The organism is Pelodictyon luteolum (assembly GCF_001622165.1).
Classification (GTDB): Bacteria; Bacteroidota; Chlorobiia; order Chlorobiales; family Chlorobiaceae; genus Chlorobium; species Chlorobium luteolum_B.
Window position 1 is genome coordinate 14,515 of sequence record NZ_LVWG01000030.1, and the last position, 16,256, is coordinate 30,770.

At 60.4% G+C, this 16,256-nt stretch carries 6 protein-coding genes; 5 read left to right on the forward strand and 1 reads right to left on the reverse strand.

The genetic code is table 11. The features are described 5' to 3' along the window. Positions 1-100 precede the first annotated feature (100 nt). The 5 genes from A3K90_RS05620 to recD are packed head-to-tail and all read left to right on the forward strand — an operon-like array spanning position 101 to position 12,569. Positions 101-1,276: a DNA repair exonuclease gene (locus A3K90_RS05620; protein WP_303681587.1), complete on the forward strand. Its 1,176-nt coding sequence runs from the start codon at positions 101-103 to the stop codon at positions 1,274-1,276. Continuing rightward, a complete protein-coding gene (locus A3K90_RS05625) occupies positions 1,273-4,005 on the forward strand; it encodes an AAA family ATPase (RefSeq protein WP_303681588.1) in 2,733 nt (910 codons plus the stop codon). Before A3K90_RS05620 ends, A3K90_RS05625 begins: the two co-directional genes overlap by 4 nt. Beyond that, positions 3,995-7,222, forward strand: a complete 3,228-nt coding sequence (recC, locus tag A3K90_RS05630; RefSeq protein WP_303681589.1) for an exodeoxyribonuclease V subunit gamma — start codon at positions 3,995-3,997, stop codon at positions 7,220-7,222. The genes A3K90_RS05625 and recC overlap by 11 nt, the downstream gene beginning before the upstream one ends. Continuing rightward, entirely contained in the window at positions 7,219-10,830 is a 3,612-nt protein-coding gene (gene recB, locus A3K90_RS05635) for an exodeoxyribonuclease V subunit beta (protein WP_303681590.1), read from the forward strand. Before recC ends, recB begins: the two co-directional genes overlap by 4 nt. Further along, complete coding sequence (gene recD / locus A3K90_RS05640; RefSeq protein WP_303681591.1) at positions 10,827-12,569, forward strand: exodeoxyribonuclease V subunit alpha; 1,743 nt, start codon at positions 10,827-10,829, stop codon at positions 12,567-12,569. Before recB ends, recD begins: the two co-directional genes overlap by 4 nt. Here the strand turns inward: recD and A3K90_RS05645 are convergent. Then, positions 12,566-16,255: a hydantoinase B/oxoprolinase family protein gene (locus tag A3K90_RS05645; RefSeq protein ID WP_303681592.1), complete on the reverse strand. Its 3,690-nt coding sequence runs from the start codon at positions 16,253-16,255 to the stop codon at positions 12,566-12,568. The two genes, recD and A3K90_RS05645, sit on opposite strands and share 4 nt — an antisense overlap. Between the last annotated feature and the right edge of the window lies 1 nt (position 16,256).

Below are 16,256 nucleotides of genomic sequence, written 5' to 3' on the forward strand. Positions count from 1 at the left end.
CAAGCTGCAGGGGATGGATGGAGTGCTTGCAGCAGCGTATTTAATTGGTTACCGTTAGGTAGGCCCAGTACTTTTCAAAACCCAGATCTTCCCGACGGAGATGAAATTCATCCATACCGCCGACTGGCAGCTCGGCAAGCCGTTTGCCGGCATCAGCGACAGCCTGAAGCGGGCCCTTGTTTCCCGGGAGAGGATTGAGGCGGTCCGGCGCATCGGGGCCGCTGCCGTCCGTGAGGGGGCGTCGTTCGTGCTTGTGGCCGGAGATCTGTTCGACTCGCTGACGCCTGAGAGGGCGACGGTTTCGGCGGCATGCCTGGCCATTTCTTCCATTCCTGTGCCGGTGGTCGTGATTCCCGGCAACCATGATCACAGCGGTCCGGGCTCGATATGGGCCCAGCAGTTTTTTCTCGCCGAACAGGAGAAGCTTGCACCAAACCTCGTCGTTCTTCTTGAAGAACGTCCCTATGAGCTTGAGGATGCGGTGATTTTTCCCTGCCCGCTGCTGAGGCGCAGCGCGGTATCGGATCCTTCGGCATGGCTTCGCGATCCTCTGGTGTTCAATGCATTCGATGACCTGCGCCCGAGGATCCTTATGGCGCACGGCAGCATCGGGGAGTTTCAGTCCCTGGACGATGACGACCGGGTGGCGGGGATTTCATCCAGCGCCATCGATCTCGGGCGTCTGGACAGGGATGTATTCGATTATGCCGCTCTTGGCGACTGGCACGGCACCAAGCAGGTAGGGACGAAAGCATGGTATGCAGGTACTCCTGAACAGGACCGTTTCAGCAGAGGGGAGGAGAACCTGCCGGGCAACATCCTCCTTGTCGAGGCTTCAAGAGGCGCTGTTCCGAAGGTGGAGATCCTTCAGACTGCACGGCTCGGATGGGAGACGCTTCATTATACATTCAGCAGCGACAGCGATCTGGAGCTCCTTTCCGGCAGGCTGGATGCGCTATTCCAGAAAGAGCACGGCCGCTTTCTTCTGCATCTTGTGCTCGAGGGGTCGCTCGGTCTTGACTCATCCGTTATGCTTGAGGAGCTTCTCCAGGCTCTTGAAGCCCGCCTTCTTCGCCTGAAGCTCGAGAACCGTGTCCGGACAGCTCCCGGACCGATGGAGATAGCAGCCCTCCAGGGCAACGCCACAGACCCTCTGAGTGCAAGGGTGGCGGGAAGGCTTGCCGGAATGGCCGCAGGTGAGGGTGATGAGGCGATTCTGGCAGCTCTCGCCCTCAGGGAGCTCCACGGATTGTTCATTCGGGAGGGCGGTCGATGAGGCTTATTTCAGCAACCGTAAGGAATTACCGTATTCACCGTGATACCAGTGTGAATTTCGACCCTTCGCGGACGATCATCGGCGGAGGGAATGAAACCGGCAAAAGCACTTTCGTTGAAGCAATCCACCGCGGTCTGTTCCTGAGGTCGAGGGCTGTCGGGGAGATCAGGTCATCGATGCTTCCGATGCATGCGGCCCCGGCCCCGGAAGTTGAAATCACCATGGAGGCAGGAGGCTCCCGCTACCATCTCATGAAGCGCTTTTCGGGTGCATCGGGAACAACACAGCTGAGCGATGGTGCCGGAAGCCTGTGGCGTGGAGAAGAGGCTGAGAGCCGCCTTGCCGCCCTTGTCGGGGTGAGTGAGCTTCAGCGGGCTTCAAAAGAGCGGCTCCAGGAGCAGTGGGCTCATCTCTGGGTATGGCAGGGGCAGGGCATGCAGGACCCCTCCCTCAGGGACTCCCCTCTGCAGGACCGGCTTATCCGGCGCCTTCAGGAAGAGGGCGGGGCAGTCGTCACCCAGTCCGACACCGATACAGGCATCTTCAGGGCCCTTGAACAGCGTTATCGGGAGTTCTATACCGCAACCGGCATGCCGAAAGCCGGTTCTGAACTGAAAGCGGCCATGGAGGCGCGAGACCGATCAGAAGAGCGGCGCATTGCTGCCGATACGGCATATCAGCGCCTCCTTTTCGCCATAAACGAAGTTGAAAAAGCTGAAGCCGAAAGCCTTGAGTGCAGTAAGCTCGGTGCCACGCTCCGCCGGGATCATGCTGCGGTATCGGCCGGGCTTTCAAAAGCCGCCGAACTTGCCGGAGCAATCATCCGCAAAGAGGCGGATGCAAAACTTGCGGAAGCTCCCTGGAAGGCGCTTGTTGAAGTACGGGAACGGGTCCTAGAGCTGCAGCGGGACATTTCTCTGCATATGGAGTCGCTTGCACCTCTGGAAGCCATGCTTGAAGATCTGAAGCGTCGGGTCAGCGAAGCTGCTGCGGCCTATGAGGCAGCAGCTGCCCGTTCCGGCGGAGCTGGCAGCTCGACAGCTATGGCGGTGAATTCTCTGGAGTGCATCCGTTCATGGGTGGCACTGTTTGCGGCTGAAGAGACTCACAGGCGGATGGCCGGGCTCATGCAGCAGGCTGAAGGGTACAGTATCAGCTCAAGGGCATTGCAGCAGGAACTGTCACTGCTTCCAGCCGTTGACAGCGGAGCTCTTTCTCTTCTTCGTGAGGCACTCTCGGAGCTTGAACGTGCCGATGCCGGGCTGCAGGCCATGGCATCCGGTGTCACCGTGCTTGAGGGCGATAATTCGGTCAGGATCGGTGGTAAAACGGTCAGTGAGGGGGAGTCGGTGCTGCTTGACGATGCTGCCGAAATCGAGGCCGGGGGACGATTCAGGTTCATGATCCAGCCGGGTGGGGGAAACAGCCTTCTACTGGCACGCATCAAGTCCGAAGAGGCCCGAAACCGTTTTTCCTCATTGCTTGAAAGGTACGGTGTCGGTTCCATGCAGGCTGCACTCGAAGCAGACGGCCGCCGTCGGGACCTCTCAGCCGACAGGATGACGGCTGATGCCTCTCTGAGGGCGCTTGATCCGGACGGTATGCTTCGGATGCGTTTCGAGGCATCCGGGCGCCAACTCGAAGAGGCCCGCATAGCAGCATCATCGGCTGCCGGCCGTTCGGGCGGAATTCCCCGTCCGGAGACGGAGGCCGATGCCCGGGCGCTTTTGGAGTCCTTCGAAAGCGCTCTTGGTGAAGCCCGGAGGAAAGAGCGGGAAGAACATGACCTCATGGCTGCCTCTGGAGCCCTTTTTCAGCGCCTCCAGACTGAACTGCAGCTGAAAACTGAAGAATCCGCCCGTCAGCGCCAGGGTCTGGATGCGTGCCGGAGTGAGCTGGAGCGTCTTCGGCAGCGGCATGGCGGAGACGAAGCACTGCAGGAGGCGCTTGGCCGGGCTCTCGGAGATAAAAACGAAGCGGACGGCGCTCTTGCAGCCCTGCAGGCGTTGTACCGTGACCTGCAGCCCAGCCAGCTTGAAAAGGATCTGGAGCGGCTCGACAGGGCAGAAAGGCTCAACCGGCAACGCATCCAGGAGTGCCGTGAATGTGCATCAAGCCAGCGTGCGGTGCTAGAGCGTGACGGTACGGATGATCCCTCCGGCACCCTTTATGCCGCTACCGAGGGTGCCCGGCAGGCCGAAGCGCAGTACAGGGCTGTTCTGCAGCGCGCAATGGCCACCAAACTGCTCTATGAGCTCTTTTGTGAGGAGCAGGCAGAGGATGCCCGGCGCTTCAGCCGGCCTTTGGCGGATAAAATCACCAGTTACCTCCGCTGTATGTTCGGTCCCGGTCTTGAAGCTGCCATCGACTATACCGGCAAGACGTTCAGCAACATCAGGATCCAGCGTGGCGGCACGGGATCAATCGGCTTTTCGGGCCTCAGCGGCGGCATGCAGGAGCAGGTCTCGGCTGCGGTGCGCCTGTCCATCGCCGAACTGCTGGCTGAAGGCTACGGGGGCACGCTCCCCGTAGTGTTCGATGATGCGTTCACAAACACCGATCCCCTGCGGGTGCAGCTCCTGCAGCGGATGCTGGACCGGGCAGCTTCGAACGGGCTGCAGATCATCATTCTCAGCTGCAATCCGGGTGAGTATGCCTCGCTCGGGGCTTCTTCTGTCAGCCTTGATGGGCCGGTCCGAAGAGAGGAGGGCGGGGACGGTGGCATTTAATATCCATACCTCGAACCGGACGGAAGAACTTGCCGCCTGCCTCGCCTCATCTTTCAAGGCCTCTCAGCCAGCTTCGCCCTTTTCGCGCGAGGTGATCGTGGTCCAGAGCCGGGGGATGCAGCGATGGCTCTCCATGGAGCTTGCCCGCCGTCTCGGCGTATGGGCCGGAGCCCGCTACCCCTTTCCGAATGCTGTTGTTTCCGAGCTCTTCGGGCATGTCTTTCCATTGAAGGATGATGAAGCCGGACGGTATGATCCCGAGTTTACGGCCTGGAGCATCATGCGCCTCCTGCCCTCCATGCTGCAGGATGAGCCGTTTTCGATTCTCCGCCGCTATCTTTCGGGAGGCTCCGCTCCGCTCCGCCTCTATCAGCTTGCGACAAAAATTGCCGATTCATTCGACCAGTACACCCTTTTCCGTCCTCAAATGCTTGCCCTGTGGGAAGCCGGCGAGGGCACCGGGGGACCCGACGGATGGCAGGCCATTCTCTGGCGTCGTCTGAATGCCGAACTCGGAGGTCTTCATCGCGGAAGGCTGAAGGAGGAGTTCTGCAGGAACGGGGTGCTTCCAGAAGCAGTGTTCCCGGGGCGTATCGCACTGTTCGGCATTTCCTACCTGCCGCAGTTCCATCTTGACATTCTTGCCTCGATTGCCCGCCAGAGGGAGGTCAATCTGTTCGTCCTGAGCCCTACTGAGGAGTACTGGGGGGACATCGTCTCCCGCCGTACCCTTTCGGCCATGACGCATGACGAACGGGATCTTCATACAGAGGGCAATCCGCTGCTTGCTTCTCTCGGCAGGATAGGCCGTGACTTCTCGGATATGGTGCTGGAGATTCCTGACGAGGAGAGCCGTAGGGTAGAGGGGTACCTTGATCCAGGGCGCGACACCCTGCTGCATGCCGTCCAGTCGGATATCCTTACACTTTCGGGAACCGGTGACGGCCTCCGCCCTTCATATGTCACTGCAGACCGCTCGATTCAGGTGCATGCATGCCACTCTCCGCAGCGTGAAGTCGAGGTCCTGCACGACCGCCTGCTTGATATGCTGGAGTCCATTCCGGGGCTTGCCCCCCGCGATATCGTGGTGATGGCGCCCGACATCGAAACCTACTCTCCGTTCATCACGGCGGTGTTCGGCTCAGCTGGCCAAGAGCGCATTCCTTTTTCCGTCGCTGACCGCCGTCTCATGAATGAAGGCCAGGTGGCATCGGCGGTGCTGCGCCTTCTTTCGCTTCATGGGAGCAGGTCGGCTGCTCCTGAACTGTTCGACCTGCTTTCCAGTCCGCCCGTGGCCCGGCGCTTCGGCCTTGATGCACCCGCACTGCAGAGCATCCGGGGATGGGTCGTCGATACCCGCATCCGATGGGGAATCGATGAAAAGGACCGCGCTATGAACCAGCTCCCGGCGTTCCGCCAGAATTCATGGAGGGCAGGCATTGACCGGCTTCTGCTCGGCTATGCCATGGACAGCCGGGAACCCTCAACCGGCGGGGTTCTCCCGTTTGATGGGATTGAAGGCGGAGCGGTTGAAACCATCGGGCTGCTTGCCGATTTCATCGATGCTGTCGAACTGTTTCGGGACGGGCTTTCCAAAACCCGTCCTCTGGCAGAGTGGCGGGTATTCTTCATCTCCATGCTTGAACGCTTCATCCAGACAGAGGAGGACTCTATCCGCGAGTTTCTGGCGGTTCAGGACCTTATGGAGAGAATGGGCGAAATCAGCCGCCGTTCCCTGTACTCCGACGGGGTACCGCCTGAGGTCGTCATTGCCTGGCTGCAGGGACGCCTTCAGGAGGAGGAGCAGGGACTGGGTTTCATGACAGGAGGCGTGACGTTCTGTTCGATGCTTCCCATGCGGAGCGTTCCCTTCAGGGTTGTTGGCATGCTCGGCATGAATGATGGGGCTTTTCCCCGCCAGCATCATCCTCCGGGGTTCGATCTTATCGCCCGCCACCCGAAGCGCGCCGACCGCTCGGTGCGTGCTGAAGACCGGTATCTCTTCCTCGAGACCATTCTCTCGGCCCGCGATGTCCTCTACATCAGCTACGTTGGCCGGAGCCGGAAGGACAGCAGTCCGATTCCTCCCTCGGTGCTGGTGAGTGAACTGTTCGACGCCGTGGACCGGGGGTTCATGTTCCCGGACGGGATGAGGGCGGAGGAACGGCTTCGCCTCGACCACCCGCTGCAGCCCTTCAATCCGGCATGTTTCAGTGCCCGGGGTCCTCTGTTCAGCTATTCCGAAGAGAATTTTCTTCCAGCTGCCGCTCTGGGCGGTGCAGGCCGGGAAGCGCTGTTTATGGATGCACCGCTTCCCGAACCCGAGGAGCCGCTTCAGCGGGTCGAGCTCATGGACCTCATTGGCTTCTATGACAATCCGTCGGCATATTTCCTTCGCAACCGCCTCGGGCTTCAGGCCGCCGGTCAAATCCTTCCGCTTGAAGAGCGTGAGCCGTTCGGTGTCGACCGGCTGGACGCATACCGGATAAGGGCAGAACTGGCAGAAGCCATGCTTCGGGGCGGGGACCTCGGTAAGGTGCAGGAGCGGTTCCGTGCTGAGGGCGTCCTGCCTCCCGCCCTCTCTGGAGAGCGGCACTACCAATCGATTCTTGATGATGCCGCCCGGTTTGCCCTTACAGTCCGCCGCATCTCTGCTGAACCACTTCCTCTGCCGTCGCTTGATTTCGACCTGCCCCTCGGCACCTTTACCCTCAGCGGCCGGCTCGATGCCCTCCATAGCTCCGGCCAGCTCTTCACCCGGCCGGCGTCCATGAAGGCGAGGGAGCGCATGCGGAGCTGGATCTTCCATCTTGTTCTCTGCTCCCTCCAGCCGGAAGGGGTCCATCCTGAAACCCTGCTTGTCATGCAGAACGGAGCCTACCGCCTTCGTCAACCCGAAGAGCCCCGCCTCCTTCTTGAGGATCTTCTCGACCGGTACCGGTCAGGACAGCGCATGCCGCTTGCCTATTTCCCTGAAACCTCTTTTGCATGGGAGACAAAGCTTGAGAAAGGGGAGCGCGATGCTTTAAAAGCAGCCCGGGGGACCTGGCAGACGAGCGGGTTCGGGGGGGGTGCGGGAGAAGGAGACGACCCCGCTTACAGGCGATGTTTCGGTGAAGGAGGGGTTGATTTCGAGGCTGCGGGCCCTCTCTCTTTCCGCGACGTCGCCGCGGCTCTGGTCCGGCCGCTTCTTCATCATTCGGAGGCGGTAAAATGATGAGGGCTCTCGAGCACGCATCCGTACCGCTCAGCGGAATGAACCTCATCGAGGCCAGTGCCGGAACGGGCAAGACCCATGCCATTGCCTCGCTGTACCTTCGCTTTATCGTCGAAGGAGGCCTGCTGCCCGACAGCATTCTCGTGGTCACCTATACCGAAGCGGCCAGCGGGGAGCTCAGGGGGCGGATCCGGGAACGCATCCGCGATGCTCTTATGGCCCTCAGGGACCCCCGGCGTTGTGATGAGGCGCTTCTCCTGATCGGCAGTGCCGCTCCGGCCATCGGCGTGGAAGAAGCCGCCCGCCGGCTTGAGAGGGCTCTCGGCTCATTCGATACGGCGGCGGTACACACCATCCACGCGTTCTGTCTCCGGGCATTGCAGGACCATGCGTTTGAAAGCGGCTCGCTTTACGATACCGGTCTTGGTGCCGATCAGCATGAACTGCTGCAGGGGATTGTCGAGGATTTCTGGCGCCGGCATTTCTTTTCTCCAGAAGCTCCGCTTTCCGGCTATATCGGATGGAAAAAAGACGTGACGCCTGAATCGTTCATCCGCCTGCTCTCGACACTTCGTCCCGGCCCGTTCACCTCCATCAGGCCCGACTACGCCCCGGGAGAGCCGGAGGCCGCCGAAGCCCGCTGCAGGGAGGCCTATCAAGCCGCAGCATGCCTGTGGAAGGAGGAGCGGGCAGCCATCATCTCCATCCTCAATGACGATCCCGGACTCAGCAGGGCTGCCGGGTCCTATAAAAAAGAGGAGCTCATTCCTCTCTTTGAGCGGATGGACATCTACTTTGCAGGCGACAGAGTGTTCGACTGCTTCGTTGATTTTGCACGATTTACTTCAGAATCGCTCCGTGGGAGCATGAAGAAGAACTACGAGGCACCCGTCCACCCCTTTTTTGATGCTGCCGAAGCGTTGCTCCGGGAACTCGAGGAGCGGGCGAGGGTGCTGAAGTCGGAACTGGTCCGCTATTACCTTTCAGAACTGCCCCGACATAAAGAGGAGCTGAATGTCAGGCTGTTCGACGACCTTCTCACCGATCTTTATCTGGCCCTTGGATCCGAAGGAGGCAAAAGACTCGGCGAGGTGCTCCGCTCTTCCTACCCTGCGGCTCTCATTGATGAGTTCCAGGATACCGATCCCGTGCAGTATGAGATCTTCAGGATGATCTATGCCGGCTCATCTCTCCCGCTGTTCCTCATCGGCGATCCCAAGCAGGCGATCTACAGTTTCCGTGGTGCAGACCTCTTTGCCTATCTCCGGGCCGCGGCATCCGTGGACGCCAGCCGCCGCTTTACGCTCGAGAAGAACTGGCGCTCGTCGCCGCTCCTGCTTGAGGGGTTCAACACCTTGTTCCAGAAAGTACCGAACCCGTTCCTGTACCCCGACATTGCCTATCGGCCGATCAGTTCCGGCGGCGGCGGACCCCGGCACGCGTTCACCTATGAGAACGACAGACATCCTGAACCTCTTCAGGTATGGCTGCTTGACGCACAGGAGGCAAAGAACGGATGCCTTACGGTAGAGGCTGCTGAGGAGATGGCGGCATCGGCGGTGGCGGGTGAAATCGTCCGCCTGCTTGGCGACGCCCGTGAAGGGAAGGCCTGCATCGGAGAGGTGCCCGTTGCCGCTTCGGATATGGCCGTCATCGTCAGGACCCACCTGCAGGCGGCAAAGGTGCACGGTGCCCTTCGGGCGAGGGGGGTGCCGGCAGTATTGCAGAGCGAAAAAAGCGTTTTCCTCTCTCCGGTTGCCGGTGAGGCGCTTCTGCTCCTCGAAGCCCTTCTGAACCCATCCCGGGAAGCCAGGATCCGCAGTGCCCTTGCTACCGGCATCCTCGGCCGGACAGGCAATGCCATAGCTGCATTGTCCGATGACCTGGAGGGGTGGATTGGCTGTCTTCGCGACTTTGAGCGGTGGAACCAGTTGTGGAGAACGAAAGGGTTCATGGCGATGACAAGGGAGTTCATGCGCAATGAGGATGTACGCCGAAGACTTCTTGCCCGGGAGGGCGGTGAGCGTACCCTTACAGACCTTCTTCACTGTTTTGAGCTCCTGCATCAGCATGAACATGCTTCAAATGCAGGACCTGAAGCGCTGCTGGCCTGGTTCAGCGAACGATGTCTCGATACGGACAGAGAAGAGGAAGCATACCAGATGCGGCTTGAGACCGATGAGGCGGCCGTAAGGATCGTGACCGTCCATGTCAGCAAGGGGCTCCAGTATCCTCTGGTGTTCTGTCCGTTCCTGTGGAAGGGTTCGAAGGTACCCAAAGAGGTGGCCGCCTTTCATGAGGATTCTGGTGAAGCGGTCCGGGATTTCGGCTCGCCGGGATTTCTTGAGGGCATGCTGCGTGCCGGAGAGGAGACGATGGCCGAGGATCTCCGGCTCTTTTATGTCGCCCTTACCCGGGCCGAGCATCGATGCTGTTTCGTTTCGGCGAGGATTTCGGGCGCAGTATCTGCTGTGAATTACCTGCTGCATGCCGGAGCGGCCGAACATGAGCGGGTTGAGGGCGCCCCGGAGCGACTTCAAGAGGCCATGGCTGCATCCTCACCCTTCCGTATGGAGGAGGAGCTTCGTGCTTTTGCCGATGAGTCCCGGGCGGCAGTCGGGTTCCGGCTCGTAAAGCCCGATGAGCTTCTGTCTCATCTCCTTCCGCCGCTTAAGGTTGATGGTACCCATTCCCAGGGCCCGAAGCTGCGGCGATTCAGCGGCAGTATCGACCGCGCATGGAGGGTGTCGAGTTTCACATCCTTCACCCGTCAGGGGCATCGCCAGCCGGAACTTCCCGACCGCGATGAAGCAGCAGCAGTCGGACTGCTGCATGAACCTGTTCGGACTATTGATGCGATGGGGATTTTCGCTTTCCCGAAGGGCGCCAAAGCCGGTATCTTCATGCATGAAATCTTTGAGCATATCGACTTTTCATCCCCTGATCCTCTGGCCATCCGCCAGCAGGTTGATGCATCGCTCCTGCGATACGGCTTTGAGCCGACATGGAGCGATGCCGTCACAGGGATGGTGGAGGCCGTGCTGCAGATGCCGCTGGGTGAAGGGGAGAATCCGTTCCGCCTCGGCGCCCTGAAGCCCGGCAGCTGGGTTTCAGAGCTTGAGTTTTTCATGCCCATGTCGCTCCTGCATTGTGATGCCCTTCAGGAGCCCCTCCGCCGCCATGGCCTCATGGCAGAAGGTGCGGATTACCGGAAGCTCGCCGAAAGCCTGGAGTTCCAGCCGGCAACGGGCATGCTGATGGGGTTCATGGACATGGTGTTTGAGGCAGGCGGGCGGTTCTGGCTCCTTGACTGGAAATCAAACCATCTCGGCAACAGCGCTGCCGATTACGGGGAAGAGCGTATGGAGGCCGCAATGGATGAACACCGCTACCACCTCCAGTACCTGTTCTATCTTGCTGCACTGAACCGCCATCTCACCCTCCGGGTTCCGGGCTACACCTACAGGACGCACTTCGGCGGAGTGCTCTACGTCTTTCTCCGCGGGGTTGACGGGGAGGGTGGACGAACAGGTCTCTACCGGGTCCGGCCGCCCGCTCAGCTGATTGAGGAACTCACCATGGCTATTGCCGGGGAGGCTGCACCATGAATTGCATCAGGTACGAAGACCTGCGCCCTCTAGACCGCCAGTTCGGAGCCTTCATCATGCGTCACTCCTCGATGCCCGGCGATGCTGTCCTCAGGGTGCTTGCATCGCTCGCAAGCAGAGTTCCTGACCGGGGGGACGTATGCCTTGATCTCCAGACAGTTGCGGGGCGTGAGATTCTTGCCGGTGATGAGCACGTGACGATGCCGGAACTCCCGGAACTGCTTTCCATACTCAGTCGGAGCGGTGTCGTTTCTGAAGGGGACGGGAACCTGCCGCTAGTGAGGGGGAGAGGAAGCCTTCTCTACCTCCATCGTTACTGGACTGCTGAATCGGGCCTGGCCGGGAACATTCTCAAGCGGTGCAGAACGCCTCAGGTCTCTTTTGATGAGGATGCCCTGAAGGACGGGCTTGACAGGCTTTTTGACGAGGAAGGGATGCAGCGGACTGCTGCCCGCCATGCACTTCTGCGACGCTTTTCGGTGATTGCCGGCGGTCCGGGCACCGGCAAGACCTCAACCGTCGTCAAAATCCTCGCACTGCTTGCCGGTGAAGACGGCATGGGCGGAGGACGGATCGCCATGGCGGCACCGACCGGCAAGGCTGCACTGCGCCTCAGCGGATCGGTGAGGATGCAGAAGGCCGCGCTCGATTGTACAGAAGCAGCACGCCGGGCGATTCCCGACGAAGCCTCAACCCTGCACCGCCTGCTTCAGGCCATACCAGGCACGGGGAGGTTCCGTCACGGCCCCCTTAACCCTCTGCCTTTCGATACGGTCGTCGTCGACGAGGCTTCGATGGTCGCCCTCCCGCTGATGCATGCATTCGTCTCAGCGCTTTCCCCTTCGTGCCGCCTGATTCTTCTCGGAGACCCTGACCAGCTCGCATCGGTCGAGGCGGGGGCTGTGCTCGGCGACATATGCGCTGCTGCGGCCCTTCCCGGTACGCCGCTTTACGGATCCGTCACCGTTCTTGAGAGAAACTACCGCTTTGAGGGTGGTTCGTCCATTAGTGATCTTGCCCGCTCTGTCAACGGGGGCAGGGTGGAGGAGGCGCTGGGGCTGCTTGCCGCAGGGAGGGATCGGGGAGTTGTGCTTCGTCCCCCGTTCAGTCGTTGGAGTGAGCTGGACAGAGTACCGGAGGAACTGGCGGCCGCAATCATCGAAGGGTACCGCCCGTTTCTCGAGGCCGGGAACCCGTCGGCGGCGCTTCTGGCGTTCGACCGGTTCCGGCTGCTTGGAGCCATCAGTGACGCTCCGGGACTTTCTGGAGTCAGAGGGCTCAATATGGCGGCAGAGATTGTTCTCAGGCGCCAGGGTCTCATCGACCCCTCATCTCTTTTTTACCACGGCCGGCCGGTCATGGTCAGAGAGAACGACTACGCAATGCGGCTGTTCAACGGCGATACGGGGATCGTATTCAATGACCCCGGAGCGGGTCCAATGGTATGGTTCAGTGCGCCCGATGGCTCGATGCGGCCGGTTCCGCCCGAAAGGCTCCCGAAGCATGAAACAGCCTACGCCGTCACCATACACAAGAGCCAGGGTTCGGAATTCGATGCCGTGCTCATGGTGCTGCCGCCGGAGGATTCTCCAATGCTTTCGCGGGAGCTTCTCTATACAGCCATCACCCGTGCACGCCGCAGTGTGGAAATCAGGGCTGATCCTGAAACCTTCTCAGCCGCCATCAGGCAGAGAAGAATAAGGGTATCGGGTCTGAAAGACGCCCTTCTCAACCCTTAGGAGGAGGGGTTTCCATACCCTCCGCCTCCCGGCGTTGCGATCTCGACACCTTCACCCGGCTGCATAATGCGCTCGATCCGGCCGCCTGCGGGGATTGCTGTGCCATCCTGCAGGATGATCAGATTGAGCCCGCAGGCTCCGCTGCCACCCCCTTCGAGCCCGAATGGCGCCCTGTCCCTCCGCTCGGAAATCACGCTGAGCTGCATCGGCATGTGGAAGCTGACCCTTCGAACGACCCCGTCGCCACCACGATTCCGTCCGTTGCCTCCGCTTCCCCGTCTGATGGCAAACCGCTCGATTTCAACCCCGGGATACCGTTCTTCGAGGATTTCGGAATCGGTGATTCTGGTATTGGTCATGTGCACCTGCACGGCCGAAGCGCCCTCTCTCGACGCTGTGGCTCCGGACCCGCCCGGTATGGTTTCATAGTACTGGCTTCCCGACCCGTCCGGCGGGCCGAAGAGGAGGTTGTTCATGGTGCCCTGGGATGCAGCTGCGCTGCCGAACGCACCGAGGAGAACGTCGACGATGCGTTGTGAGGTCTCGACATTGCCGATGGCCACCGCTGCCTTCGGGGATGGGCTGAGGATGCTCCCATCCGGGATGATGATGTCGACCGGTTCAAGGCAGCCTGAGTTCAGCGGAATGTCCCCGGCAGCCAGGACCCTGAGCAGGTAGAGAACTGCCGCCCTTGTGACGGCCGGGGGGGCGTTCATGTTTCCGGGATCCTCCTGTGCGCTGCCGGTGAAGTCGAAAACTGCACGGGGATCCTTATCTGGCGGTGAGGTGATGCTAACCCTGACCCGGATAACTGCGCCGTTGTCCATGGTGTCGCTGCAGGATGCCCTGTAAGAGCCGGTCTCGGCGGCTATTTTTCTGAAAAGCGCATGGATGGCATGACGTGCGTTCAGGCGGATGAAGTGCATGTACTGGCTGACCCGGTCCAGGCCGTAGCGCTGGATAACCGCATTGAGCTCCTCCAGCCCCCGGTTGTTGGCCGCAACCTGTGCTTCAAGGTCTGAGATCCGTTCAGGGAGATTGCGTGCCGGCCAGGGGCCGGAAGAAAGGAGTTCAAGCAGCTCTTTTTTGCGGAAACGGCCCCGACGCACCAGATGGAAACTGCTGATGACAACCCCTTCTTCCTCAATAGAGCGGCTGAAAGGGGGCATCGAACCGGGAGTTGTGCCGCCGATGTCTGCATGGTGACCGCGGTTGGCGAGATAGAATGACGGATGCGTGCTGAGGCTGAAGACCGGCGTGACGACGGTCATGTCGGGCAGGTGCGAGCCTCCGCGGTGGGGGTTGTTTGCAAGCAGAACATCTCCAGGCTCCAGCTCTCCGGCATTGTCTTCGATAAGGCAGCGGACGGCCTCTTCCATGGCACCGAGATGGACGGGTATATGCGGTGCATTGGACACAAGCCGTCCTTCAGCGTCGAAGAGGGCACATGAAAAGTCGCGACGCTCCTTCATGTTGACGGAGTACGCGGTGTTTTCCAGCGAGCTTCCCATCTGTTCGGGAATGTTCATGAAGAGGTTGTGGAATACCTCCAGGAGGACGGGATCGGGTTTCAGAACGGGTGAGTCATGGCAAGCTTCATGCACTGCCCCGAAAGGGCTCACGCGTTGCATGAGGATTGATCCTGCATGGTCGAAAAGGGCCTCATATCCCTTTTTTACGAACAGGGTCAGCTGGCTGTCGACAACCATTGCCGGTCCGGAGATCCGGGTTCCCGGCATGAGCGCTTCCAGACGGCAGCAGGGGGCATCGACCCAGCCATCTTCTGTCCATAGTGGTGTCTTGGAGGAAATGGCATCTTCTGGCAGCGCCCGGTCTGGAGATGCAGAAGCTCCGGGTGCAGTGCCGCTTCGGGGGTTCCCGGTCCCGACTTCGACCCTCATACTGACTACCTCCAGCGAACGGACGGAGGGCATGAACCCGTAGCGTGTATGGTAGAAGGCGGTGAAACGTTCAAGAATGGTGTTGATGCCGGCGACTGCTTTATGCGGCGAACTGAGCGATGCGGGCACAGAGAGCCAGCTATCGGTGCCTCTGGGGCGGATGTCGAGAAAGATCGCTGTTCGGGCGGCGGCGGCATCGGCTCCGATGATATCGAGGAGCTTCGTGCTTAAGGCGTCAGCCTTCAGTTCCAGTGCAGCAAGAAGGGTCCCTGTCAGCGGCATCATCACCGGCTCAATGGCACGCTCGGTTTTTTCAGCCATCGCGATCCCCCATGCCGAAAGCACGGACGCGTGGCGGGGGATGGCGATTGTTGGGATGGAAAGGATGTCGGCGACATCACAGGCATGCTGTGCAGCGGCGCCGCCGAATCCGATGAGCGCATGGGTGCGGATGTCATAGCCGCGTGAGACCGAAATGCCCTTCATGGCACGGCACATGATGGCATTGGCTACTTCTAGGAACCCGGCAGCAAGGCTTGAGGAGTCGTATTGAGTATTTGTTGCATCGGTGACCTTCCGGGCGAGTTCGCTGAAAAGGTGGTGCGCAGCCCCGGCATCAAGCCTGCCGTCTCCCGAGGGACCGAACGTGGCAGGGATGGAGGCGGGGATGATGCGCCCGAGAATGAGGTTTGCATCGGTCAGGGTGAGGGGACCGCCAAGGCCGTAACAGGCGGGGCCGGGATTCGAGCCCGCCGACTGAGGTCCGACGCGCAGCCGCTGGCCGTCGAACCAGAGGACCGATCCGCCACCGGCCGCCACGGTCTGTATGTCGAGCATCTCGGTATGGAAGGGAACATTGTCTATCGTGGTCTCGAAGCGGTGCTCAAGCGAGCCGGCATATCGTGATACATCGGTCGAGGTTCCACCCATGTCGAAGCCTATCGCCTCAGTGAAGCCAAGGCGCCCCGCCTCTCCGGCATAGCCCAGCAACCCTCCGGCAGGACCGGAGAGAATGGTGTCGATGGCCCGGAGCCGGTCGGCATCCCGTAGCCCGCCCGAACTCTGCATGAACTCAATCGGCACGTCGCCAGCCAGGCTGCGGAGGGAGAGAACATAGGAAAACAGGGCAGGGGAGAGGTAAGCCTCGATCATGGCCGACTGACCCCGTTTGAGCATATTGATCTGCGGCATGATTTCATGCGACGTCACCACATGCGTAAACCCGGCTCCGTCCCGTGCAAGCTCATGCATGATTTTTTCATGGCGGGGATTTTTCCATGCATGTTTCAGCACGATGGCCAGACTCCTGAACCCCAGATCCCTGAGTTCCAGAAGGGAGGCGAGTGCTGCTTCGGAATCGAGGGGGCGGCGGATGGTGCCATCCGGCCCGATAGCTTCATCGATTCCCCGTACGGCCTGATGGAGCGGCGGCTGTTTTTCGATAGAGAGGGCAAAAAGATCCGGCCTGGTAGCGTTGCCGATCTCGAGCAGGTCCTCGAAGCCTGCCGTAACTGCAAAGGCGGCAGGAGCCCCTTTGCGTTCAAGAAGGGCATTGGTGGCCACCGTCGTGCCGATCCTGATGCGCTCGATTCCGGCAGAACTGAGGGGCCGGGAGTCCTCAATCCCCATAAGGCTCCGGATGCCGGCAATGCCTGCATCCGGCCATCTGCCGGACTCCGAGAGCAGCTTAATGGAGTGTAGCGAACCTTCCGGGTCAATGCCGATGACGTCGGTGAATGTCCCTCCCCGGTCTACGGCGAAATTCCATCGTGCCGTCCGGCTCATC